Origin of the sequence: Stackebrandtia albiflava (genome assembly GCF_007994225.1) — a bacterium.
In the GTDB taxonomy this organism is placed as follows: Bacteria; Actinomycetota; Actinomycetes; order Mycobacteriales; family Micromonosporaceae; genus Stackebrandtia; species Stackebrandtia albiflava.
This window is the reverse complement of record NZ_VLLL01000005.1, coordinates 865047-888971: the sequence shown is the minus strand read 5'-3', so window position 1 is coordinate 888971 and position 23925 is coordinate 865047. Positions and strand designations below refer to the sequence as shown.

Annotated in this window: 25 protein-coding genes and 1 pseudogene; 5 read left to right on the top strand and 21 right to left on the bottom strand. The window is 70.3% G+C overall.

Annotated features, from left to right (window positions below):
- Nucleotides 1-11: 11 nt before the first annotated feature.
- Nucleotides 12-1802 carry an ABC transporter ATP-binding protein gene (locus LX16_RS27030; RefSeq protein WP_211354289.1) on the bottom strand — a complete coding sequence of 597 codons (1791 nt, stop codon included), beginning with the start codon at nucleotides 1800-1802 and terminating at the stop codon, nucleotides 12-14.
- The gene (locus tag LX16_RS27025) at nucleotides 1799-3637 is read right to left on the bottom strand and encodes an ABC transporter ATP-binding protein (protein ID WP_244615683.1); all 1839 of its coding nucleotides are present in this window, start codon (nucleotides 3635-3637) and stop codon (nucleotides 1799-1801) included. The genes LX16_RS27030 and LX16_RS27025 overlap by 4 nt, the downstream gene beginning before the upstream one ends.
- A 303-nt stretch (nucleotides 3638-3940) precedes the next feature.
- On the opposite strand from LX16_RS27025, the gene LX16_RS05020 reads away from it, so the two are divergent.
- From LX16_RS05020 to LX16_RS05000, 5 genes are all read left to right on the top strand, one after another.
- Nucleotides 3941-4561 carry a TIGR03085 family metal-binding protein gene (locus tag LX16_RS05020; protein ID WP_147133793.1) on the top strand — a complete coding sequence of 207 codons (621 nt, stop codon included), beginning with the start codon at nucleotides 3941-3943 and terminating at the stop codon, nucleotides 4559-4561.
- Nucleotides 4562-5036: 475 nt separating this feature from the next.
- Nucleotides 5037-5795, top strand: coding sequence for an amino acid ABC transporter ATP-binding protein (locus LX16_RS05015; protein ID WP_147133788.1), 759 nt, complete (start codon nucleotides 5037-5039; stop codon nucleotides 5793-5795).
- A gap of 48 nt (nucleotides 5796-5843) precedes the next feature.
- Nucleotides 5844-6785: a glutamate ABC transporter substrate-binding protein gene (locus LX16_RS05010; protein ID WP_147133785.1), complete on the top strand. Its 942-nt coding sequence runs from the start codon at nucleotides 5844-5846 to the stop codon at nucleotides 6783-6785.
- A 67-nt stretch (nucleotides 6786-6852) separates the two neighbouring features.
- Complete coding sequence (locus LX16_RS05005; RefSeq protein WP_211354287.1) at nucleotides 6853-7509, top strand: amino acid ABC transporter permease; 657 nt, start codon at nucleotides 6853-6855, stop codon at nucleotides 7507-7509.
- A gap of 12 nt (nucleotides 7510-7521) precedes the next feature.
- Entirely contained in the window at nucleotides 7522-8424 is a 903-nt protein-coding gene (locus LX16_RS05000; RefSeq protein WP_147133782.1) for an amino acid ABC transporter permease, read from the top strand.
- Nucleotides 8425-8566: 142 nt separating this feature from the next.
- Here LX16_RS05000 and LX16_RS04995 read toward each other — a convergent pair whose 3' ends face one another.
- The 19 genes and pseudogenes from LX16_RS04995 to LX16_RS04910 form a co-directional block, all read right to left on the bottom strand.
- Nucleotides 8567-9013, bottom strand: coding sequence for a protein-tyrosine phosphatase family protein (locus tag LX16_RS04995; RefSeq protein ID WP_147133779.1), 447 nt, complete (start codon nucleotides 9011-9013; stop codon nucleotides 8567-8569).
- Nucleotides 9014-9115: 102 nt separating this feature from the next.
- Nucleotides 9116-9856, bottom strand: a complete 741-nt coding sequence (locus tag LX16_RS04990; RefSeq protein ID WP_147133776.1) for a class I SAM-dependent methyltransferase — start codon at nucleotides 9854-9856, stop codon at nucleotides 9116-9118.
- Nucleotides 9853-10659: an ABC transporter ATP-binding protein gene (locus tag LX16_RS04985; RefSeq protein WP_147133772.1), complete on the bottom strand. Its 807-nt coding sequence runs from the start codon at nucleotides 10657-10659 to the stop codon at nucleotides 9853-9855. Before LX16_RS04985 ends, LX16_RS04990 begins: the two co-directional genes overlap by 4 nt.
- Nucleotides 10660-10662: 3 nt before the next feature.
- Nucleotides 10663-11643 carry an ABC transporter substrate-binding protein gene (locus LX16_RS04980; RefSeq protein WP_147133769.1) on the bottom strand — a complete coding sequence of 327 codons (981 nt, stop codon included), beginning with the start codon at nucleotides 11641-11643 and terminating at the stop codon, nucleotides 10663-10665.
- A 25-nt stretch (nucleotides 11644-11668) separates the two neighbouring features.
- On the bottom strand, nucleotides 11669-12757 hold the full coding sequence (locus LX16_RS04975) for a FecCD family ABC transporter permease (RefSeq protein WP_147133765.1): 1089 nt from the start codon (nucleotides 12755-12757) through the stop codon (nucleotides 11669-11671).
- A gap of 167 nt (nucleotides 12758-12924) precedes the next feature.
- On the bottom strand, nucleotides 12925-13686 hold the full coding sequence (gene hisF, locus LX16_RS04970) for an imidazole glycerol phosphate synthase subunit HisF (RefSeq protein WP_147133762.1): 762 nt from the start codon (nucleotides 13684-13686) through the stop codon (nucleotides 12925-12927).
- Nucleotides 13687-13752: 66 nt separating this feature from the next.
- Nucleotides 13753-14400, bottom strand: coding sequence for a DUF4126 domain-containing protein (locus tag LX16_RS04965; protein ID WP_147133759.1), 648 nt, complete (start codon nucleotides 14398-14400; stop codon nucleotides 13753-13755).
- Between the two features lie 382 nt (nucleotides 14401-14782).
- Nucleotides 14783-15226, bottom strand: a complete 444-nt coding sequence (locus LX16_RS04960; protein WP_244615682.1) for a RidA family protein — start codon at nucleotides 15224-15226, stop codon at nucleotides 14783-14785.
- Nucleotides 15223-15945 (bottom strand): bifunctional 1-(5-phosphoribosyl)-5-((5-phosphoribosylamino)methylideneamino)imidazole-4-carboxamide isomerase/phosphoribosylanthranilate isomerase PriA, encoded by a 723-nt coding sequence (priA, locus tag LX16_RS04955; protein ID WP_147133757.1) that lies wholly within the window; start codon nucleotides 15943-15945, stop codon nucleotides 15223-15225. Before priA ends, LX16_RS04960 begins: the two co-directional genes overlap by 4 nt.
- The gene (gene hisH, locus LX16_RS04950) at nucleotides 15945-16556 is read right to left on the bottom strand and encodes an imidazole glycerol phosphate synthase subunit HisH (protein ID WP_147133754.1); all 612 of its coding nucleotides are present in this window, start codon (nucleotides 16554-16556) and stop codon (nucleotides 15945-15947) included. The genes priA and hisH overlap by 1 nt, the downstream gene beginning before the upstream one ends.
- Nucleotides 16553-16723, bottom strand: coding sequence for a hypothetical protein (locus tag LX16_RS26855; protein WP_170283842.1), 171 nt, complete (start codon nucleotides 16721-16723; stop codon nucleotides 16553-16555). Before LX16_RS26855 ends, hisH begins: the two co-directional genes overlap by 4 nt.
- Nucleotides 16723-17334 (bottom strand): imidazoleglycerol-phosphate dehydratase HisB, encoded by a 612-nt coding sequence (hisB, locus tag LX16_RS04945; RefSeq protein ID WP_147133751.1) that lies wholly within the window; start codon nucleotides 17332-17334, stop codon nucleotides 16723-16725. The genes LX16_RS26855 and hisB overlap by 1 nt, the downstream gene beginning before the upstream one ends.
- Nucleotides 17331-18419 carry a histidinol-phosphate transaminase gene (locus LX16_RS04940; RefSeq protein WP_147133749.1) on the bottom strand — a complete coding sequence of 363 codons (1089 nt, stop codon included), beginning with the start codon at nucleotides 18417-18419 and terminating at the stop codon, nucleotides 17331-17333. The genes hisB and LX16_RS04940 overlap by 4 nt, the downstream gene beginning before the upstream one ends.
- Complete coding sequence (gene hisD, locus LX16_RS04935; protein WP_147133746.1) at nucleotides 18416-19708, bottom strand: histidinol dehydrogenase; 1293 nt, start codon at nucleotides 19706-19708, stop codon at nucleotides 18416-18418. The genes LX16_RS04940 and hisD overlap by 4 nt, the downstream gene beginning before the upstream one ends.
- Nucleotides 19692-20486 carry a hypothetical protein gene (locus LX16_RS04930; RefSeq protein ID WP_147133743.1) on the bottom strand — a complete coding sequence of 265 codons (795 nt, stop codon included), beginning with the start codon at nucleotides 20484-20486 and terminating at the stop codon, nucleotides 19692-19694. Before LX16_RS04930 ends, hisD begins: the two co-directional genes overlap by 17 nt.
- Before the next feature lie 61 nt (nucleotides 20487-20547).
- Nucleotides 20548-21582, bottom strand: a pseudogene (locus LX16_RS04925) (MinD/ParA family ATP-binding protein); the annotation flags it as partial.
- 229 nt (nucleotides 21583-21811) lie between these two features.
- Nucleotides 21812-22747 (bottom strand): RluA family pseudouridine synthase, encoded by a 936-nt coding sequence (locus tag LX16_RS04920; protein ID WP_244615681.1) that lies wholly within the window; start codon nucleotides 22745-22747, stop codon nucleotides 21812-21814.
- Entirely contained in the window at nucleotides 22744-23355 is a 612-nt protein-coding gene (gene lspA / locus LX16_RS04915) for a signal peptidase II (RefSeq protein WP_244615680.1), read from the bottom strand. The genes LX16_RS04920 and lspA overlap by 4 nt, the downstream gene beginning before the upstream one ends.
- Complete coding sequence (locus LX16_RS04910) at nucleotides 23328-23819, bottom strand: TraR/DksA family transcriptional regulator (RefSeq protein ID WP_147133737.1); 492 nt, start codon at nucleotides 23817-23819, stop codon at nucleotides 23328-23330. Before LX16_RS04910 ends, lspA begins: the two co-directional genes overlap by 28 nt.
- Nucleotides 23820-23925 lie beyond the last annotated feature (106 nt).

Below are 23925 nucleotides of genomic sequence, written 5' to 3'. Positions count from 1 at the left end.
CTCGATGCCGGTCAGACCGACCGGGTCTGCTCCACCCAGGACGCGTGGAGACCGGCGTAGATCGACCCCTCCTGGGTGACCAGTGTGGAGTGCGGCCCGCGTTGCACGATGCGACCGGCGTCGAACACCAGGACCTCGTCGGAGTTCTCGGCCGTGGACAGGCGGTGCGCGATGACCACCGTGGTGCGGCCGCGGGTGACGGCGTCGAGGGCGCTGGAGAGCCGCAGCTCGGTGGCCGGGTCGACCGCCGACGTGGCCTCGTCCAGGACCAGCAGGTCCGGGTCGGCGACGTACGCCCTGGCGAGGGCGACCAGTTGCCGTTCTCCGACACTGAGCGCCTCACCGCGTTCCCCGACCGGGGTGTCGAGGCCCTGCGGCAGACCGTCGATCCAGTCGGCGAGGCCGAGTTCGGAGAAGGCCACGTACATCTCGGCGTGGGTGATCTCCGGGTTGGCGAACCGGACGTTCCCCGCGATCGTGGAGTCGAACAGGAAGCCCTCCTGGGGCACCATCACGACGCGGCGCCGCAGCGACTCGAAGGACACCCGGGTCAGCGGCACGCCCGACAGCCGCACCTCACCGGACTCGGGGTCCATCAGGCGGGTCAGGAGCTTGGCGAAGGTGGTCTTGCCGCTGCCGGTCTCCCCCACGACGGCGACCTTCGACTGCGCGGCGATGGCGACGTCGATGTCGTCGAGCACCCGGGGGCCGCCGGGGTACGAGAAGGCGACGTCGGCGAACCGGACGTCCACCGGCCCGGCCGGCAGGCCCGTGCCGTCGTCGCCGGGGTCGGCGACGTCGGGTTCGGTCTCGAGGATGTCCAGGACCCGGCGCCAGCCCGAGATGGCGTTCTGCGCCTCGTTGAGGATCTCGGTGCCGATCATGATCGGTTGCACGAAGAGCGTGACCAGGAACAGGAACGCGGTGAGCTGGCCGACGGTGAGCTGGCCGCCCACGCCGAGGTAGACGCCGGCGACGATCACCGCGGACAGGGCGAAGCCGTTGAAGACCTCGCCGACGCTGCCGCTGACGACGCTGCGCCGCAGCGCCCGGAACTGGGCGACGCGGTAGTTCTCGACCGATTCGTCCACCCGTTCGGCGGTGCGGTCCTGGACGCCGTACGCCCGGATGACGGACGCGCCGACGACGGACTCGGAGATCGCGCCGAGCATGACGCCTACCCGTTCACGGACCAGGACGTAGGCCTCGGCGAGTCGCCGTTGCAGATACCGCACGACGAACACCAGCGGCAGTGACACCAACCAGACCACGAGCGCGAGCTGCCACGAGTAGACGGCCATGACGATCGTCGCCATCAACACCTGTCCACTGGAGACGATGAGGATGATGCCGCCGAACTGGAGGAACTGGCTGATCTGGTCGACGTCGGTGGTGACGCGGGCGGTGAGGACGCCGCGCCGTTCGCCCTGCTGGTGCAGCATCGACAGGTCGTGGATGTGGCGGAAGGTCCGGGTGCGCAGCGCGGCGAGCGCCGTCTCGGAGACGGTGAACAGCCGCACGTTCATGTAGTAGCCGGAGATGACGGTGATGACGAGGATGACCGCGCCGACGGAGGCGATCGCGGCGACGTAACCGACGTCGGGGCCGCCCGGGGTCAGTAGGCCGTCGTCGATGCCCTGTTGGATGGCGACGGGCACGACGCCGCGTCCGACCGTGGAGACGATCGCCAGCAGCAGCGTCCCGGCCAGGCCGGTGCGCAGCTCGGGCGACAGCGCGAGGCCACGTTTGAGGGTCTGCCACGGGGAGACCCTGTCCTCGATGGCCGTGTCGACGGCGGTCACGCCGATACCTCCCGGTCGGATTCGGTGGTGTCCCACTCGTCGCTGTCGAACTCGCCTTCGGCGGCCCGTTCGGCCTCGGCACGTTCGTAGGCCGTGACGAGGTTGGCGTAACCGGGGACGGTCGCCAGCAGTTGCTCGTGGCCGCCGTGGGCGACGACCCTGCCGTTCTCCACGTAGACCACCTCGTCGGCCAGGGCGATGGTGGCGCGCCGGTAGGCGACGACCAGGACCGAGGCCGGGCGGGTGCTGTTCTTGAGGGCGGCGAGGATCGCCGCCTCCACCTTCGGGTCCACCGCGCTGGTGGCGTCGTCCATGATCAGCAGCCGGGGTGATCCGGCGAGGGCCCGGGCGAGGGTGAGCCGCTGACGTTGCCCGCCGGACAGCGAGGCGCCGCGTTCCCCGACCTGGGTGTCGAGGCCGTTCTCCAGGTGCGCGACGAAGCCGTCGGCCTGCGCGGTGCGCAACGCCTGCCACACGGTGGCGTCGCCGCCGCCGAGGTCGCGTTCTAGGCTGATGTTGTTGCGGATCGTGTCGTCGAAGACGAAGGCGAGCTGGGGCACCAGTGCGGTGGTGTCGGCGAGCGCGGCGTGGTCGAGGGTGCGCACGTCGGTGCCGTCGAGCGCGACGACGCCGGTGTCGGGGTCGACGAGCCGGGTCGCCAACGAGGCGATGGTCGACTTGCCGGAACCGGTGGGGCCGACGAGCGCCACGGTCTTCCCCGGCGGCACGTCGAAGGTGACGTCCTTCAGGACCGGGTTGTCGGGGAGGTAGGAGAAGCCGACGCCCCGGAACGACAGGGCGGCGGGGGCGGTGGATTCGGGGAGCCGGTCGTCGCCGTAGACCATGTCTCCGGTGGCGGACAGGACACCGTGGACGCGTTCCCACCCGACGACGCTGCGGGGCAGGTCCGCCAGCACCCACGTGATGGCGCGGATCGGGAACGCCAGCACGGAGAACAGCATGGTGACCCGGACGATCTCCTCCAGGGTCACCGCGTTGGTCGACAGCCGCCACGCGCCCAGGACCAGTACCAGCAGCGTGCCCAGTTCCGGCAGCGACGACATGATCGGGTCGAACAGGCCACGGAGGCGGCCGACCGAGATCAGCGAGTCCCGGAGCTGGTCGGCGGTCTTGTTGAACCGGACGGTCTCCTCGGCCTCCCTTCCCATGGTCTTGACGACCAGGGCGCCGTCGAAGCTCTCGTGACCGACGGCCGACACGTCGGCGCGGAGCTGCTGGGCGCGGGTCATGCGTGGGGACATCCGCCGGGCGTACGCGACGTTGAACCCGAACAGGATCGGGAAGACGACCAGCCCGACCATCGCCAGCACCCAGTCCGTCCAGAACAGGGCGGCGACGGCGGTGGCGAGCATGACGAGGGTGCCGACCGCGAACGGCAGCGGGGCGATGGGGACGAAGCTGGCCTCCACGTCGGCGTTGGCATTGGACAGCAGCGAACCGGTCTGGTGCTTCTGGTGCCACGCGACCGGGAGGCTCAGGTATCGGCGCGTCACCTCGCGGCGGTGGATCGCCTGCAGCCGGAACTGCATCGATCCGGCGCCGAGCCGCCGGATGAAGATACCGGTGATCTTGAAGAGGCTCAGCGACAGCAGGACGACCACGACGAGCGCCAGCACTCCGGTGTCGACGCTGCCGGACCGGAACGACGGCACCACGAGCGAGTCGACGATCCAGGCGTTGACGAAGGCGCCCGTGAGCATGAGGAGCGAGTGGAACACCGCGCCGAACGCGGCCACGGTGAAGATCCGGGGTTGGCGGCGCACGGCCATCGCCAACACCCGCAGGCCCCGTGTGATGACGCCTTTGTCGGGCATGTCGCCGTCCACGCATTTCCTCCCGCTGTCCAAGGCGGCACCCAGACACCGCCACGCCATACTGACTCGCGAATGTCCGCACCGCAACCGGCTATCGGTCCTTACCGTTCGACGCCGCCGCTCTGTTGCCAGCTCATCCGTACCACCTCCGCGCGGCGACGCGACGGGCATCACACGCTGCGTCGGCGGCGGTCTCATTCCGGTCGCCGGGGGCCGGTGGAGCGGCGGCCGACGACGGACTCGTGACCGGTTCAATGTATGACGCGCCTGCGACATTCCCGCGCCCGCTGTCACAATGACGACATGACGAACCTGGCCCGGCGGGAACGTACGGCGTTGGCGGACCTGCTCGCCCGACTCGGGCCGGAGGCGCCCACGTTGTGCGAGGGGTGGGACACCGGTGACCTGGCGGCCCACCTGGTCGTGCGGGAGAGGCGTCCCGACTCGGCGCTGGGGATCGTGCTGCCCGCCTTCGCCGACCGCGCCGAGGCGATCCGGCGCCGGTACCGGGCGCGCCCGTTCGAGGAGCTGGTCGGCATGTTGCGGAGGCCGCCGTGGTGGAGCCCGGTCTCCAATCCGGTGGTCGAGCCGTTCGCCGACACCGTCGAGTTCTTCGTCCATCACGAGGACGTGCGGCGCGCCGCGCCCGGCTGGCGGCCACGGGAGCTGCCACGCGCGGCGGCGAAGGACCTCTGGGGCCGCCTGGGGGTGGCCCGCCTGCTGCTGCGGCGGACGGGACTGACGGTCACCCTGGCCGCGCCCGGCTTCGGCAGGCGGACGTTCGGCAGGAACGGCGTCGACGCGGTCGTCACCGGGGAACCGGGCGAGCTGCTGTTGTTCTGCTTCGGACGAGGGGAACGCAGCCGGGTCGAGTTGTCGGGGCCGGCGGCGGAGCGGTTGCGTTCGGCCCGGCTCGGGCTGTGAGGCCGCGCCGACCGACATTCCGGACAGGACGGTAATACGCGATATGCGCCGTTACCCGACCGATTCGCCCGATACGACGGCGAGTCGGTGGATTCGTGACGAACTAGATGCCGGATTGTGACCCTGCGCCGACGGGCACCGCGCCCCGTCGTCGCCGTATGCCGCCTAGCCTGGTCTTATACGGCGCGATACCCCTTACCACCGCCGGTGGGCCACCACCGTACGGCACCGGTCGGCGACGGAGGTGTCGCCGCCGCGTCACGGAAGCCCGCAGGTCACCATTCCTGCCCATATTCTCGATCCTCGATTTCTCGGGGAGCGAAGTGGCTGGTATAACCGGACATTCGGTGCCGGAACGCGAGGTCGCCCCGGTGGCACCTCGTGAGCTGGGGCACTAATATGGCGCCACGCACTACCCGCCCGTAACCGTCAGATTCCGCACCCGCCGCCTCCGGGTCTACTCGCAGGGACACGAATGGAAAACGCTACGACGACGCAGACACCGCTCGTCCAGTTGTCCAAGGTCAACAAGTACTTCGGTGACCTTCACGTGCTTCAGGACATCGACCTGACGGTCATGCCCGGAGAAGTCATCGTGCTGATCGGGCCGTCCGGCTCCGGCAAGTCGACGTTGTGCCGCACCATCAACCGCCTGGAGACGATCGACTCCGGTGACGTGAAGGTGGACGGCAGGCCGCTTCCCGCCGAGGGCCGCGCCCTGGCGGAGTTGCGCTCGAACGTGGGCATGGTGTTCCAGCACTTCAACCTGTTCGCGCACCTCAACGTGCTGCAGAACATCACGCTGGGACCGATCAAGGTCCGGCGCATGACGAAGGCCAAGGCGGAGGAGCGCGCCCGCGCGCTGCTCGACCGGGTGGGCCTGTCGGACAAGGCGGACTCCTACCCGGCGCAGCTCTCCGGCGGGCAGCAGCAGCGCGTCGCCATCGCCCGGGGGCTGGCGATGGACCCCAAGCTCATGATGTTCGACGAACCGACCTCCGCGCTCGACCCGGAGATGATCAACGAGGTCCTCGACGTCATGCAGGACCTCGCCCGGGAGGGCATGACGATGGTCGTGGTGACCCACGAGATGGGTTTCGCGCGCCGCGCGGCCGACAAGGTCGTGTTCATGGCGGACGGCCAGATCGTCGAGGTGGCCCCTCCGGCCGACTTCTTCGACAATCCACAGACCGCACGCGCACAGGACTTCCTGTCCAAAGTGTTGTCACACTAGTCGCGCCGTCCGGCGTAGCACCGTTAACCGAAAGGAACCAGGCACAACATGCGAAGCATTCGCAAGGCCGCGCTTGTCGGCACCGCGATCGCGGCTCTGGCCGTCTCGGCCTGTTCAGGTCAGGCCAGCGAGGACCAGGAGGCCGAGGAGCAGCGTCAGGAGGAAGTCGGCGAGTACGCCATGACGCAGGCGACCGAGTTCCCCGAGACCGGCCTCATCGCGGACATCCGTGAGAAGGGCAAGCTGGTGGTCGGCTCCAAGTTCGACCAGCCGCTGATCGGCCAGAAGGACACCGCGACGGGCAAGATCGAGGGCATGGACGCCGAGATGGCGCGCCTGCTCACCATGCGCATCTTCGGTGAGGTCATCGAGGAGGGCGAGAACGCGAACCTGGAGTTCGTCGAGACCACCTCCGAGAACCGCGAGACCTACATCAACGACGGCACCGTCGACGTGGTCATCGCCAGCTACTCGATGTACCCGGAGCGGTTGGAGTCCTTCGACTTCGCCGGCCCGTACTTCTACACCGGCCAGAACATCATGGTCGCCGCCGACAACACCGACATCAACAGTGTCGAGGACCTGGCGGGCAAGAACGTCTGCATCGCCGAGGGTTCCGGTTCGATCGGCAACCTCGAAGAGGCCAACCCCGAGGCGGAGATCAACACGCTGAAGGACTACGCCGCGTGCGCCGAGTCCCTGGAGAACGGCACCCACGACGCGGTGAGCACCGACAGCACCATCCTCTACGGCTTCGTCGACGCCAAGCCGGAGGTCTTCAAGGTCCTGCCGGAGACCAACCTGTTCAGTGACGAGCCCTACGGCATCGCGATGAAGTTCGGCGAGACCGAGTCCCGTCAGTTCGTCAACGACATGATCCAGGAGGCGTTCGACAACGGCGACTGGGCCAAGGCGTTCGACCTGACCTTCGGCGCGGCCGGCATGGAGATGCCCGAGCCGCCCGCGATCGACAACTACGAGGCCAAGTAACCCACTCCTTCAGTGGTGCCCATCGATAGCCGGTGGGCACCACTGCTTTAGCTCCCGAGGAGTCCTCGTGTTCGACAATCTGGCGCAGATAGCCGCCGCCCTGGGCAGCGGGCTGTGGGTGACGGTCTGGGTCACCGCGGTCAGCTTCTTCTTCGCCCTGGTGATCGGCGGCGTGCTGGCCACCATGCACGTGAGTCCGGCCCCGCCGGCCCGGTGGTTCGCCACCGCCTACACCGGACTGTTCAAGAACATCCCGCTGCTGGCGGTGCTGTTCATCATGTACTTCGGCCTGCCGAAGATCGGCATCGCCCTGCCCAACTGGCAGTGGGCGATCATCGGCCTGTCCACCTACACCGCGGCGTTCGTGGGCGAGACCCTCCGCTCGGGCATCAACTCGATCAACCTGGGCCAGGCCGAGGCCGCCCGGTCGATCGGGTTGACCTTCGGCCAGTCGCTCCGCAACGTCATCCTCCCGCAGGCGTTCCGCACCGTGATCCCGCCGTTGGGTTCGTTGTTGACGGCGCTGGTGAAGAACAGTTCGCTGGTGCTCGCCATCGGTGTCACCGAGACCTCCGCGATGGCGCAGCGGCTGATCAACGACACCGACGTCCACTACAACCTGTGGACCGTCATCATCGGGGTCGCCCTGTGCTACCTGATCGTGAACCTGCCCATCAGTTACTTCATCCGGCGGGCCGAACGGCGCGCCGAGTTCGCGCGGTGAGGCGGTTTAACCATGAGCAATAAGCCACACAGCACCGTCCTGTTCGACGCCCTCGGCCCCCGTGGCCGCAAGCGGGCGCACACCGCCTCACTCGTCAGCGGGGTGGTGTTGCTCGGTGTCCTCGGCTGGGCGGGTTACGCCCTGTACGAGCAGGCGTTCTTCGAGCAGTCCCGGTGGGTCAACCCGTTGGACGTCCTCATCATCGAGAACGCCTGGATCCCGGCGCTGCTGAGCACACTCCAGGCGTTCGCGCTGGGGAGCGTCGGCGCGCTGGTGCTGGGCGTCATCGTCGGAATGGGCCGGGTCTCCCGGTTCAAGGTGATCCGGTTCCTCGCGTCGGTGTACGTGCAGTTCTTCCGGGCGATGCCGCTGCTGCTGCTGATCTGGATCCCGTTCACCATCGACGGCGCGCTCGGTTTCGCCAATGGCATGGGCATCGACCAGGACGGGCGACGGCTCATCTACCTGGTGTTCGGCCTGGCGGTCTACAACGGCGCGGTCCTCGCCGAGATCCTGCGCAGCGGCATCAACGCGCTGCCGCCGGGTCAGGCCATGGCCGGTCACGCCATCGGTCTCCGGCACGGTCAGACCATGCGGCTGATCGTCATGCCGCAGGCGATCCGCAACATGCTCCCGGCGGTGCTGGCGCAGTTGGTGATCCTGTTGAAGGACACCGCGCTGGGATACGCGATCACCTATCCGGACCTGCTGCACGAGGCGCAGATCATCGGCCGCGACTACGCCAACTCGTTCCTGCAGGTGCTCCTGATCGCCGCGTTCGTGTACTTCGTCCTGGCCGCCAGCCTGTCCAAGCTGGTGACAGTGGTGGAGCGCAAGACGGCGCGCAAGGTGCCCAAGGGGACCAGACCGGTGAACCCGGCTCCCGACATGGGACAGGCCGGCACGCTGGCCTGATCCTGTCTGTGTCGCACCGGTGGCCCGTCACCTCGGGGTGACGGGCCACCGGTGCGTTCCGGGGCGGAACGCCCGACGCCGATCCACGAGTCGCGGGACCGCCGCGCCGAAGGCCGCCGGGGGAACGGTCCGCCCGCCCGGCTCACGGCCGGGTACTCACCGGCCGGAACCGACGCACGTAGCGCGCCTGCCAGGGGGTCTCGACGGCACCTGGCCGGTAGTGCTCGCGGACGTAGGCGACCGCCTCGCCAGGCGGGACCCCGTCGATGACGGCGATGCAGGCGAGCGCGGTCCCGGTGCGCCCGCGCCCACCGTGGCAGGCCACCTCGACCCGTTCGGTCTCGCTGCGCCGCCACGCCTCGTGGAACGCCTCGGCCGCCGCCTCACGATCGGAGGGCAGCCGAAAGTCCGGCCACCTGATCCAGCGGCGTTCCCACTCCATCGGTGCGGGTTCCCGCCCCAGCAGGTACAGCCCGAACGTCGGCCGCCTGCCCTCCGGCAGCGGTGAACGGAGGCCACGGCCGCGGATGACCCGGCCGGAGGGCAGGGCCAGCATGCCGTCGCTCTCGACATCCCAATCGTCAACCATGGGTTGACGATATCTCATCCCACGATCCGTGCCGACCGGCGGCGGCATCCCGCCGGCACGCCCCCGGCGAACCGGCACGAGGCGCCCACCGCGGGCCTGCGATCACACCCGCCCGGTGATGCGGTACTGCATCTGGGGCCGGTGTCCCGGAGCCACCCCGTGGCGGCGGTCGAGTTCCAGCAGCTCGGGCAGCTCCGTCACGGTGACGTCCCGGAATCCCGCCCGGCTCAGCCGTTCGGCCGTCTGTCCGATGTCGCCGGATTCGGCCAGCGGCAACCGGGGCAGCACCTCGTCGGTGTACGCGGCCCGGAAGTCGCGTTCCCGGTCGGTGGCGGCGTCCTCGCAGGAGGCGGCCACTCCTCCCGGATACCAGGTGGAGTCCACCGCGGCCAGCAGCCCGCCCGGCCGCAACAGCCTCCGCCAGTTGTCGAGCGCGAGGTCGGTGTCCCGCACCGTCCACAGCACGTACCGGGCGGTGACGACGTCGAAGGACGCCTCCGGGAAGTCGGGGCGCACGGCGTCCCCGACGACGAACTCCGGCGCGTCGGGCGCCCCGGCGGCCTTACGCCGGGCCTCCTCCAGCATCCCCTCCGACAGGTCCAGCCCGGTGACGCGGTGGCCGAGACCGGCCAACAGCAGTGCCACGTTCCCACTGCCGGTCCCGACGTCGAGCACGGTGGCGGGGGCGGGCGGCAGCACCGCCGACCACACCTTCGTCCAGGCCGCCAGCACCTCGGGTTCGCGCTGCCGGGCGCGCTGGTGGGCGTCGTAGGCGTCGGCGTACTTGTCCCAGTAGGCGGTGATCCCGGCCTGGGCGGCCTCGGAGCCGGTCGCGGATGTCATAGTCGTCCTTTCGCGGTGGTGGGCGCATCGGTCGCCCCGGTTCGGTCCATGTGACGGAACAGCAGTTGCATCCGCCCGTCGTCAGCAGTGACCGCCTGGATGGCGATGCGGTACACCTCCTCCAGTCCGCCGGAGTCGAGCACCTCCTCGGGTGCCCCGTGCGCGCGGGCCATACCGTCGTCCAGCAGCACCACGCGGTCGCAGTAGCGCGCGGCGAGGTTGAGGTCGTGCAGCACGACGATCGTCGTCACGCCCAGTTCCCGCACCAGGTGCAGCACCTCGTGTTGGAAATGGATGTCGAGGTGGTTGGTGGGCTCGTCCATGAGGAGGTGGTCGGCCTGTTGCGCCAGCGCCCTGGCGATGAGGACGCGCTGCCGTTCGCCTCCGGACAGGCCGCCGAAATCGCGCCCGGCCAGATGGGCGGCGCCCACCCGGTCCAGGGCGTCGGCGGCCACCGCCAGGTCGGTGGCGGTCCGTCGCTGGAACGTCCCCTGGTGGGGGATGCGCCCCAACAGCACCGTGTCGGCGACGCTGAGCGGCAGCTCGGTGGTGCTCTCCTGCACCACCACCGCCAGTCGTCGGGCCAGTTCCGGCCGGGTCAGGCGCGCCAACGGGACACCGTCGAGCGTGACCGTTCCCCGCTGCGGCGTCAGTGAACCGTAGAGGGTGCGCAAAAGGGTGGTCTTTCCACTGCCGTTGGGGCCGATGAGTCCGACGACCTCCCCTCCGGAGGCGTGGACGTCGACGCCGCGCAGCACGGGTGTCGCGCCGTACGCGTGGTGGATGGCGCGTGCCTCCAGCATGGACTAACCTCCCGTGCCGAACCGCTCCACGATCCGCTCCAGTCCGTCGACTGCCAGCGGGCTGGGCGGTTCGGTGAAGTTGAACGACTGGACGAGCACCTGGTCGTCGGCCAGCGCGCGCAACGAGTCCGCGCCGGGCAGGGCCGTGATCTCCCCGGCCAGCCCGGACAGGTCGCCCTGACCCAGCAGGATCAGCACGTCGGGATCGCGGTCGATGAGTTCCTCGACGCTGACCTCGAAGACGCGCTGGGACGAGTCGGCGAAGACGTTGGTGAAACCGGCCGCCTCCAACTGCGGCTGTGCCATCGAGGCCGTACCGTATGTGTACAGTGGACCGCCGCCCACCGTGGGGTAGAGGACCGCGGCGGTGCGTTCCGGCGCGTCGGCGGTGGCCTCGGTGACCGCCGCGACCCGGTCGCGCAGCGAGTCGACGAGGTCGGCCGACTGCCCCTGACGGTCGAAGATCCGGCCGTAGGTCTCGATCTGGGAGTAGAGGGTGTCGAAGGTGGTCGGCGCGACGTCCTCGGTGCAGTAGACGTCCTGGATGAGCACGTTGGCCCCGGCGTCGGCCAGACCCTCCCGGGTCATGCCGTCCGGCAGTCCCAGTACCAGGTCGGGTTCCTCCGCCATCACGACCTCCTGGGACAGCATGAGGTGCCCGGCGGCGTCGATGTCCTCGGACAGTGCCGGGATCTCGGAGATCCGGGCGTTCAGGTCGTCGGAGTAGTACTCCGGGGCGAACGAACCGGCACGGGAGACCACCCGGTCGAGGACGCCGAGCCCGTCGAGGATCGTGACCGGCGCGCTCTCCAGCAGCACCACCCGTTCGGGGGCCTGCGGGAACACCACCTCCGTACCGCAGTTCTCGACGGTGACCGGGTATCCGGCCGCGGCGTCGGCCGCACCGGCGTCGGTGCCGCCGCACCCGGCCAGGGACACGGCCAGCACGGGTACCGCCAGGAGCGTGACTGTTCTGTGACGCATGGGGATCCTTCGGGTAGGGGGACGGTCAGACACGGCGGGCGTACATCCGCCGCACCAGGAAGAGCAGGAACGGCGCGCCCACCATCGCGGTGATGATCCCGATGGGCAGTTCCCGGGGCTGCATCACCGTGCGCGCCGCGGCGTCCGCCCATACGAGGAAGACCGCGCCGATCAACGCGGCGACCGGGATGACCCTGGTGTGCGGCGAGCCGACCAGGCGGCGCGCGATGTGCGGTATCACCAGTCCGACGAACCCGATCGCCCCCGCGGCGGCGACGACCGCGCCGGTCGCCAGCGACACGAACACCAGGAGGACGACGCGGGTGCGGGTCGGGGACACGCCGAGGGTGAGGGCGGTCTCGTCGCCGATCGCGATGGCGTCCAGCCGCCGCCCCCACAGGATGAAGCACAGCAGTGCCAGGCCGACGACGACCAGCACGACGAGCAGCAGCGGGTCCCACCGGGCGAGGCTCAGCGAACCCAACAGCCAGAACATGACCGAGCGGGAGCCCTCCGCCGAGTCGGAGGCGAAGATGATGAAACTGGTCACCGCCGACAGGGCGTATCCGACCGCGACGCCGGACAGCAGCAGTCGCAGCGAGGTGATCTGGCCGCCGGCGCGGGCGATGAAGAACACCAGCAGTGCCGCGCCGAGCGCGCCGAGGAACGCGCTCACCGGCAGCGCGTTGAGTCCGATCCCGGCGCCCAGTCCGAACAGGATGGCACCGGCGGCGCCGACGGAGGCCCCGCCGGATATGCCGAGGATGTAGGGGTCGGCGAGCATGTTGCGCACCATGGCCTGCAACACCGCGCCGCACATCGCGAGGCCCGCACCGACCGCGACACCCAGCAGGACCCTCGGTATCCGCACGTTGAGCACGATCGACACGTCGGAACGTGCCCGGTCCGGGTCCGGCGGCAGGTCGAGCAGCCGGTCACCGACGATGCCGAGCACGACGTCGGGCGGGATCCACACCGGGCCGATGCCGATGGTCAGGCAGACGGTGGCGATGAGACCGGCCGTCAGACCGGTGATCCAGCCCAGGCTCCGGCGACGTTGCGACCGGGTACCGAGCGGATCGTCCGGGACGACCCGGGTCGCGACGTCCTTCAACGATCCACTCCATCTCGCGTCGGCCTGTTATTGCAACACGGTCGCAATAGCAAGTGACTATAAATGAAGCGGTTCCGCGGTGGTCCGCGCCCGGTGCGGCGAGACGTCGCCGTCACGCCTTAGGTGCACGTCCCCGGGCGCCGACACTGAAGGCCCGGGAAGCCGGTTCAGCGCACCACGTGGCCCGCCTCGGCCAGGCCCGCCTTGACGTCGCCGATCGACATCTGCCCGAAGTGGAAGACGCTGGCGGCCAGCACCGCGTCCGCGCCCGCGGCGACCGCGGGCGGAAAGTCACCCACCGCGCCCGCCCCGCCGGAGGCGATCACCGGTATCGACACGACCTCCCGTATCGCGGCGATGAGCGGCAGGTCGAAGCCCTCCTTCGTGCCGTCGGCGTCGATCGAGTTCAGCAGCAACTCCCCCGCGCCCAGGTCCTCGGCCTGGACCGCCCACGTCACCGCGTCCAGCCCGGTACGGGTACGGCCCCCGTGTGTGGTGACGGTGTAGCCGCTGGGCACCGAGTCGTCCGCCGCCACGTCCAGCGACAACACCAACACCTGCGAACCGAACCGCCGCGCCACCTCACCGATGAGCTCGGGGCGCGCGATCGCCCCGGTGTTCACCCCGACCTTGTCCGCGCCGGCCCGCAACAGGCGGTCCACGTCGTCCACGGTGCGGACCCCGCCCCCCACCGTCAACGGGATGAACACCGACTCGGCGGTGCGGGCCACCACGTCGAACACCGTGTCGCGGTCGTCCACGGAGGCGGTCACGTCGAGGAAGGTGAGTTCGTCCGCACCCGCGGCGTCATAGGCCGCCGCCAGTTCCACCGGGTCCCCGGCGTCTCGGAGGTCCTGGAACCGGACTCCCTTGACAACCCGGCCACCGTCGACGTCGAGACAGGGGATGACACGTACCGCCAAAGCCATGCCGCCGAGCGTAACCGGCGGGCGGTCCCGCACCGGCTCCGATTCCGGGTCCTGGGACCCGCGCCCTCAGCCGGGCAGGGTCGCGTCGGGCGCGTCCCGCCTCGCCGCCTTGGCGGACCTGCGTTCCGCGCGGCGCCTGCGCCACCGCCGCCGGGCGAGCCACAGCCGCCAGCCCACCAGGACGAGTATCAACAACGCGACCCCGGCCAGGACCGGGGCGAACACCGACAGCAGGCTCATGCCGACCGATCCGGCGTCCTCGGCGGTGCTCGCGACCGGGGCGGCGACTCCCCCGCTTCCCGCGTTCAGCATCGGCCGCAGCAGCGCCTTCAGCCCGTGGACGGCGAGCGCGATCGCCGTACCGCCCGCAGCGGCCAGCGCGGGATGCTGCGACTCCATCGCGGCGTTGGCGGCGGCGTCCCACTCACCAGCGGCCGTGGTGGCGGCGGCCACCGCGCCACCGGACGCCGGCCGGATCACCGTCTGTATGACGTCGTTGACGTGGTCCAGCACCGGGACCTTGTCCACCACGAACTCGACGACCAGCAGGACCGTCATGACCGACAGCGCCCACCAGCTCGCGAGCCAGTCGAACCCGGCCGGCAGCGACACCGAGTCGGTGAACCGGCTCAGCAGACCCACCACCAGCAACGGGATGTAGGCGTTGAGGCCCGCCGACGCGGACAGCCCTGCGGCGGTGAGGTAGGCCAGCACTGCGACTCCGTTGCGGGACGAGACGAACCGGTGACCGACATTGTGTCAGCCGCCCGCCTCCCCCATCCGCCGGCTTGGTTGGCCGTACGACGATCGACATGCCTCGAATAAGAGCTCCTGGATTATTGGCGTCTGAGCAGGGAGGGGCGCCTCAGGTGGATGAATGGCAAGGCGGAGGGTCTTCTGCGTACCGGTGTTGTACGCGGAAGACCCGACAACGCCGCCAGTCGCCGCCTGAGCGTTCCGAGCCAGACAGTTCAATGATTCAGGAGCTCTAAACCCTAATGTCCGATTTTTCGCCGTCGTATGACCAACCAAGCGCGCATTATGACCAACCAAGCCGACGTGATCGGGTCGGCGGTGCGGGCGGGCGGGAGCCGGGTCAGGGGCGACGGCCCGGAGGCAGGTACGCCTCCAGTTCCACCTCCACGAGTTGGTCGGGGTGCAGCAACCGGGCCACCACGACCAGGGTCGCGGCGGGACGCACCAGGCCGAACAGTTCCCCGTGGGCACGGCCGACCGCGTCGGCGTGACCAGGGTCGATCACGTACATCCGGGTACGGATGACGTCCGACAGCGAGCCCCCGGCCTGCACCAGGCCGTCGAGCGCGATCCGGAACGCCTCCTTCGCCTGTTCCGCCGGGTCGCCCACGTGCAGAACCCGGCCGTCGACGGTGGCGGTGCAGCCCGACGTAACGACCCACGGCCCCGCCGCGACCGCCCGCGCGTACCCGTACAGGTCCTCCCACGGGCCACCCGAACCGACCCGCACGATGCGGTGGGCGTCGTCCGGGGCCACGTCGGCCGGGCCGGTCACGTCGGTCACGCCAGGACCTCCAGCGCCTCGGTGACGGTGAACCGGCCCTCGTACAGGGCGGTACCGGCGATGACGCCCTCCACGCCCAGCGGCGCGAGCTCCCGCAACGCCCGCAGGTCATCCAGAGTGGACACGCCGCCGCTGGCGATGACCGGTTTACCGGTCCGCTCGCACACGCTGCGCAGCAGCTCCAGATTCGGGCCGGTCAGCATCCCGTCGCTTCGCACGTCGGTGACGACGTACCTGGCGCAACCGGCCTTCTCCAGCCGCTCCAGGACCTCGAACAGTTCGCCGCCCTCCCGGGTCCAGCCGCGCGCCGCGAGCCTGCCGTCGCGCACGTCCAGCCCCACCGCGACCCGGTCGCCGTACTCACCGACGATCCGGTCGCACCATTCGGGGTCCTCGAGCGCGGCCGTGCCGATGTTGACCCGGTCGGCACCGGCGTCCAGCGCGCGCCGCAGCGACGCGTCGTCACGGATGCCACCGGACAGTTCGACCTTCACGTCGAGTTCGGCGGTGACCCGGGCGAGCAGCGCGGAGTTCTCCCCCCGGCCGAACGCGGCGTCCAGGTCCACCAGGTGGATCCACTCGGCGCCCTGGCGCTGCCACTCCCGCGCCGCGGCCGCCGGGTCGCCGTAATGCCGTTCGCTGCCGGCCACCCCCTGTACCAGTTGCACGGCCTTGCCCTCGGTCACGTCCACCGCGGGCAACAGCGTCAATACCGGCATCACAGGCTCCTCACCCAGTTCGACAACAACGCCAACCCTGCCCGGCCGGACTTCTCCGGGTGGAACTGGGTGGCGGACAACGGTCCACGGCACGCCACGGCCACGAAGGGGCCGCCGTAGTCACAGGTCGCGACCTCGGCACCGGCGATCGGCGGCCGGGCGGCGTAGGAGTGTACGAAGTAGAACCGCTCCTCGGGCGCGACGCCGTCGAGCAGCCACAGCCCGTCGTGGTCGAGCGTGTTCCATCCCATGTGGGGAACACGTTCGGCCGACAACCGGGTCACGGTCCCCGGCAACAGGCCCAGACCCCCGGTCACGACACCGTGCTCGTCACCGGCGTCGAACATGACCTGCGCCCCGACGCAGATACCCAGTACGGGCGCGCCTCGGGCGACCCGGTCGGTGACCAGCGTGTGGCCGCCGGCCGCCGCCAGTCCCGCCATGCAGGCGGCGAACGCGCCCACACCGGGGACGACGAGTCCGGTGGCGCGTGCCGCCGCCGCCACGTCGTCGGTCACGGTGACGTCCGCGCCGGCCCGTTCCAGCGCCCGCTGCGCCGAACGCAGGTTGCCGGAGCCGTAGTCGAAGACGACGACGTCGGGACGACTCACGCCGCCCCCTGCGGCCACCACCACAGCACCGCTCCGGCCAGGGCGACCAGGGCCAGGACGCCGCAGACCACGGCGGCGGCCCTGCGTTCCTGCCGGAACATCGAGTACGTACCGCCGACGAGAAGACCCGCGGCACCCATCAACACGATCGGCCAGACGCTTTCCACTACAGGACACCCTTCGTCGAGGGCACACCGCCGCGGCCGTCGAGGGCGACGGCGTCGCGCAGTGCCCGCGCCAGCGCCTTGAACTGGGCCTCCACGACGTGGTGGGCGTCGGGCCGCTGACCGGGGTTGGCGGCGCGCAGCACCGCCACGTGCAACGTGATGCGGGCGTGGTGTGCGAAGGACTCGAAGATATGCCGGGTCATGCTCGTCGGGTACGCGGGGCCGATCATCGGCGCGAGGTCGGCGGGTTCGTCGTGGACCATGTACGGCCGACCCGACAGGTCGACCACGGCCCGCGCCAGTACCTCGTCGAGCGGCACGGAGGCGTCGGCGAACCGGCGGACCCCCGCCTTGTCGCCGAGGGCCTGCGCGTACGCCGCTCCCAGCGCGATCGCGGTGTCCTCCATGGTGTGGTGCGCGTCGATGTGGAGGTCGCCCTCGGTCCGCACGGTCAGGTCGAGCCCACCGTGCTTCCCGAGCTGGTGCAGCATGTGGTCGAAGAAGCCGACCCCGGTGGACACCTCCACGACGCCGGTGGGCCCGTCGAGGTCGAGTGCGACGTGGACCTTCGTCTCACCGGTGGTGCGGTCGACGACTGCGGTGCGGCTCATGACGGCGGATACTCCTTCAGCGCCTCGGACAGAGCGGACAGGAACACGTCGATCTCACCGGGCGTGCCCGCGGTGACCCGCAGCCACCCGGGGATACCGACGTCGCGGATCAACACCCCCCGGTCTACCAACGACCGCCACACCGCCCGGGAATCGGCCATTCCGCCGAAGAGGACGAAATTGGCGTCGCTGGGCGCCACCTCCAGGCCCAGGGCGGACAGTTCGTCCACCAACCGGTCGCGCTGCCGCATGACGGCGGCGACGTCGGACAGCAGCACGTCGGTGTGCGCCAGCGCGGCACGGGCGGCGGCCTGGGTGAGCGCCGACAGGTGATACGGCAGCCGCACCAACTGGACGGCCTCGACGACCTCCGGGTCGGCGGCCAGGTAGCCCAACCGGGCGCCCGCCAGGCCGAACGCCTTGCTCATGGTCCGGGTCACCACCAGGCGCGGATTGCCCGGCAGCAGCCGCAACGCCGACGGTGTGCCCGGCCTGGCGAACTCGGCGTACGCCTCGTCGACGACCACGAGTCCGTGGGACTCCGCCAGCACCGCCTCGACCACCTCGGGGTCCAGGGCGGTCCCGGTCGGGTTGTTGGGCGAGCACAGGAACACCACGTCCGGACGGTGGTGCCGCACCTGCGTGACCGCGTGCCCGGCGCCGAGCGCGAACCCCGCCTCCCGGCCGCCGTCTCGCCAACCGGTCCCGGTGGCCGACGCCAGGAGCGGGTGCATCGAGTAGGACGGCGTGAACCCCAGCGCGGTACGCCCCGGTCCGCCGAACGCCTGCAGCAACTGCTGCAGGATCTCGTTGGAGCCGTTGGCGGCCCACACCTGCGCGGTCGTCAACCCGTGCCCCAGGTACCGGGCCAGGTCCTCACGCAGCGCGACGGCGTCGCGGTCGGGGTAGCGGTTGAGCCCGGTCGCGGCCTCGGTCACCGCCGCACCGATCGCCGCGGCGACCTCGGGCGGCGGCGGGTACGAGTTCTCGTTCGTGTTGAGCCGCACCGCGACGTCCAGTTGCGGGGCGCCGTACGGCGACCGGCCGCGCAGATCCGGTCGCAGCAGGTCCCGGACGTCACTCATGCGCCCGCCGTCCTCGCGGTCACGGCGGCGCCGTGCGCGGGGAGGTTCTCCGCCTCGGCGAGCGTGACCACGTGCGGAGCGGCCGCCGCGAGCGCCTCACGCGTGTACTCCACGACCTGGATCGACCGCAGGAACGTCGCCGTGGAAAGGCCTGAGGAGTGCCGGGCGCACCCGGCGGTCGGGAGGATGTGGTTGGAACCGGCGCAGTAGTCGCCCAGCGACACCGGCGAGTAAGGGCCGACGAACACCGCTCCGGCGTTGCGCACCCGCATGGCCAGTTCACGGGCGTCCCGCGTCTGGATCTCCAGGTGCTCGGCGGCGTAGGCGTCGACGACCGCCAGTCCGTGCTCCACGTCGTCGACGAGGACGACACCCGACTGCGGCCCCGACAACGCGATCGTCACCCGCTGGGAGTGACGGGTCCGGTCGACCTGTCGCTTCACCTCGGCGTCCACGGCGTCGGCCAGTCCCTCCGAGGGCGTCACCAGGACACTGGCGGCCTCGGGGTCGTGTTCGGCCTGACTGATCAGGTCCGCGGCCACGTGCACCGGATCGGCGGTGTCGTCGGCCAGGACGGCGATCTCGGTGGTGCCCGCCTCGGCGTCGATCCCGACGATCCCCCGCACCGCCCGCTTGGCGGCGGTCACGTAGATGTTCCCCGGCCCCGTGATCATGTCGACGGGGCGGCACTCGTCGGTGCCGTAGGCGAACATGCCGATCGCGGCGGGGCCTCCCACCGCGTAGACCTCCTCGACACCGAGGATCCGGCACACCGCGAGGATCGTCGCGTCGGGGAGGCCGGTGTCGCGTTGCGGCGGCGAGGACACCGCGATCTGCGGCACACCCGCCAGCTGCGCGGGAACGACGTTCATGACGACGCTCGACGCCAGCGCCGCCAACCCTCCCGGCACGTACAGTCCGACCCGGTCCACCGGTACGAACCGTTCGGTGACCGTGCCACCCGGCACCACCTCGGTCACCAGGTCGGGGCGGCGCTGCGGGGCGTGGGCGGCGCGCACCCGGGTGATCGACTGCTCCACCGCCTCCCGCAACGCCGGGTCCAGCGCACGCACGGCGGCGGTCGACGCCGACTCGGGAACCCGCAGGTCCCCCAGGGTCACACCGTCGCGTTCGGCGGTGACGGCGCGGATCGGCGCGGCCCCGTGATGGGCGATCTCGTCGAGCAGCGGCTGGATCTCGGCCATCGCGGCCGCCACGTCGAACCGGGCGCGCGGCAGCAGACCGCGCGCGACGTCACCGGACCCTCGGAGATCAATGCGTTTCAGCACCTGATCGAGGGTAGTCGGCCGGTTTCGACACCTGCGGTGGAGTTTCGGATCCTGGGAGCGTTTCGGTGTGATATGCCACGTCGGAGCCGGGTCCGTCCGCCCGCAGGTCGGCGAACCGGGACCAACCCGCGCACACCGTGTACACGAACGCGGCGGTGAACGCCATGGTCGCCAGCACGCCCAGCGCCAGATGCCCCATGCCCTCGGTGATCCGGCCGTCGGCGAGACTCTCGACGGCGGCCGCCGGGTTGAAGTCCACCATCTTCAGTTCCGGCCAGCGCCAGTAGTGCCAGCCGACCTGCGCCTGTTCCATCGAGGCCAGGTAGCCGTCGCGTCCCATCCGGCCGAACCACCAGGCGACGAGCTGGCAGGCGATCGACCCCAGGACCAGTCCGGTCAACACCCACGGGCCACGCCGTCTGGGCAACAGCACCCACACCATGACGCCGGCGATCACACCGGCGGCCAGGCCGATCAGCGCGAACACGCCGTCTGCGGCCATGTACTGTTCCGGGTTCTCCTGGGTCAGGCCCCAGCCGCCGGGGACCCGGACGAGTTCGACCCGGGGGGTCGCCGTCACCCAGATCACACCCAACGGCAGGCCCAGGAACGCCAGCAGCGCCAGCACTCCGAGCGCGGCCAGGGCGTCCCGTCCACGACTGCGGGGTTCCCGCACCGGCGGCGCGGCCGGGTGGTGCGCTCCGGCGGCTCCGGCCTCCGCGGTGGTGGTGCCCTCGGCGGGTTCGGGAATCCCGGGCGGATTCGGGGATCGGCTCACAGCAACAGATCATTCCATGACGGTGCCGCCCCCGGCCACACGGCCGTGGTGGCGACGCCGATCAGCGGGTGAATCCGTCGATGATGACCCCGGCGGCGGTGAGCCAGGCGTAACGGGTGGAGGTGCGCAACTCGGAGTACTTGATCGCCGATCCCGGTTCCAGCGCCGGGTCGTACGGCACGACCGCCACATCCCGGGTGCGGGACCGGAAGTGGGTCACCAGGTCGTCCAACAGCGGGCCGGGCCGGGGCGTCGGGCACGACAACAGGGTCACGGCGTTGGCGACCAGTTCGTTGTACCCGTCGGCCTCCAGCAGGTCCAGCATCCAGTCGGCGGTGAACGCGGCGTCCTCCCGGGGCACCGAGGTGACCACCAGTTGGTCGGCGGAGGACACGATGGTGCGCCAGTTCGGGCTCTCCACGTTGTTGCCGGTGTCGATGCAGATGATGTCGTGGGTACGGGTCAGGATGTCGAGGACCCTGAGGACGGTCTGCGGGTCGAGCTGCCGGGCGAGCTTCGGGTCCTCGTCACCGGCCAGGACGTCGAAGGAGCCGTCCGAGGAGTGCCGCAGGTAGTCGTCGGCGCGTTCCGACAGTTGCACCCCGGCGGCCTCGACCTCGGCGAGGTCGGCGACGAGGTGACGGATCGTGCGGGCGTGCCGGGCCGTCCCGGCCCGCAGCCCCAGGGTGCCGCGCAGTTCGTTGTCGTCCCAGGCGATGACGCCGCTGCCGCGGGCGCTGCCCAGTGCCGCTGCGGTCAGTACCGTGGCGGTGGTCTTGTGGACGCCGCCCTTGGGGTTGACGAACGCCACCACGCGCGCCCTGCCGAGGTCGCGGCGCAGTTTCGGTAGCGCCGGATGTCGGTCGAGGTCCTGGTCGGGGTCGTTGGCGGGCCACGCCGCGGGCTGGCGTTGCGGCGGTGGGGCGGCGGGGTAGTGGGGTGGCGACGGTTCGAGTACGGCGGCGGAATCCTCACGTTGACGATTGCGGCCGAGCAGGGCACGCCATCGAGGCACCGGCTCGGGCTGCCTGGCGGACCAGCCGTCGATGGAACCCACGCTCACCTCCCTGGGGTGACAGCGCGGAGCCGTCCGCGCACGGTTGTCTGTGTCCTACAGGCTACGGAACGAACCGGACTTGCGACAGGTCGCTGGCGGCACCGAATCCTCTCTCGGATGGACTCGTGCATGCGCTCACCCCGGGGCCCGGGCGAACGGCGCGCGGCACCGTGTCGTGACGTCGCCGACAACGTCCCACACCTGGCCTTGCTGGCCCCGAGGGTACCCGACGCGCGCCGATTCCGCCCCGCAGCAGGTGTCGCGGGGTTCAGTCCTCACCACGCAGCACGCTCAGCGCGTGCGCCAGATCGGCGGGGTACTCGCTCTGGAACTCGACCTGTTCACCGCTGCCCGGATGGGTGAACCCCAGTTGGTACGCGTGGAGCCACTGCCGGGTCAACCCGAGTTTCTCCGCCAACGTCGGGTCGGCGCCGTAGGTGAGGTCTCCCGCGCAGGGGTGACGCAGCGCCGAGAAGTGGACCCGGATCTGGTGGGTGCGCCCGGTCTCCAGGTGGATGTCGACCAGGCTCGCCGCCGGGAACGCCTCCAGGGTGTCGTAGTGCGTGATGCTCGGTCGGCCGCCCGAACGGACCGCCCACTTGTAGTCGTAGGCGGGATGCCGGTCGATCGGGGCGTCTATGGTGCCCCGCAACGGGTCGGGGTGGCCCTGTACGACCGCCCGGTACCGCTTCTCGACCTCCCGGTACTTGAAGGCGTGTTTCAGGGCGGAGTAGGCGCGTTCGCTCTTGGCGACCACCATGAGTCCGCTGGTGCCGACGTCGAGCCGGTGGACGACGCCCTGCCGCTCGGCCGGGCCGTGCACGCTCACCCGGTGTCCCGCCGCCGCCAGGCCGGCGATGACGGTGGGGCCGGTCCACCCCGGACTGGGGTGTGCCGCGACACCGACGGGCTTGTCCACCACGGCGATGTCGTCGTCGGCGTAGATGATCAGCAGGCCGTCCACCGGTTCGGGTGTCGGGGGCCCGGCGGCGGTCGGCGGCTCGGGGAGCAGCACCGACAGCCACGCCCCGGCGCTGGCCCGCGTCGACTTGGGGCACTGCTCGCCGTCCACGGTGACCTCACCGGCGCCGATCAGTTCCGCCGCGACGTTGCGCGACAGGCCGAACATCCGTGAGATCACCTGGTCGAGCCGTACCCCCTCGAGGCCGTCGGGGACCGGCAGTTCACGCAGCTCCCGGCTCACGAATCGCTCCGCGAGCCACCGGTGACCCGTTGACCGTCGATCCGGCGGCCGGTCAACTCCAGCAGGATTACCAGGCCCACGCCCAGGACCAGGCTGGAGTCGGCGACGTTGAACACCGGGAAACCCTGTCCGTACGGGTCGAACACGCTGACGAAGTCGACGACGTGACCGTGCATGAAACCCGGCTCCCGGAACAACCGGTCGACGAGGTTGCCGGCGGCGCCGCCGGCGATCATGCCGAGGCCGATCGCCCACGGGCGGGAACCCAGGTTGCGGAACGCGTACCAGCTCAGGCCGATCACCACGGCCGTCGCCAGGCAGGTGAGCACGGGCGTGTAGTCGTCGGCGAGGTTGAACGCCGCCCCGCTGTTACGGGTCAGCAGGAAGTACAACGTTCCGGGGATCACCGTGACCGAGTCGCCGGGCGACATCTGCGCCACGACCACGACCTTGCTCACGATGTCGGCGGCCAGGGAGACGACCGCCACCGCCACGTAGACCCACACGAATCGCAGGGTCCGACGAGGGGTGTCGGGGGCCTCCTTCACGCCGGCGGAGTCGGCGGTGTCGTCCCGGGTGCTCAGCGTCGCTCCTCCAGTTGCTTGCAATTGACGCAAAGCGTAGCCGATGGGAAAGCCGCGAGCCGGGCGGCGGGGATGGCGGTGCCGCACTTCTCGCAGATGCCGTAGTCACCGTCGTCGAGGCGTTCCAGGGCACGTTCCACCTGGATCATCCGCTCCCGGACACTGTTCGCCAGGCTGATCTCCTGCTCACGCTCCACCGTCTTGGAACCGGAGTCGACCTGATCGTCGCCGGCGGAGTCGGCCAGCCGCTCCCGCTGCGCCTCGCTGATGCCGACGATCGCGCCCTCGTACTCCTCACGCAGTTCGCGCAGGCGCTCGTCGAGCGCCTCGCGGATCTCGCCGATCTCGGCGTCGGACCGTACCGCGGCGGGCTTCTCGGCGGTGGCCGTCGCGGTCGCCGCCGCCGGCACGGCCGGTTCCTTCTTCTTGCCGGCTGCGGCGCTCTTGGCGGTGGACTTCTTCGTGGCCGTCTTCTTCGTAGATGTCATCGCGCGCTCTCAGGAGGGGTCGGCGTGGACAAGGCATCGCCGGGGGCCAACGGCACCCCCGGGCGGGGGTCGGGGCCGGAGTGCTCCGGCCGCGTCCGGTCACGCT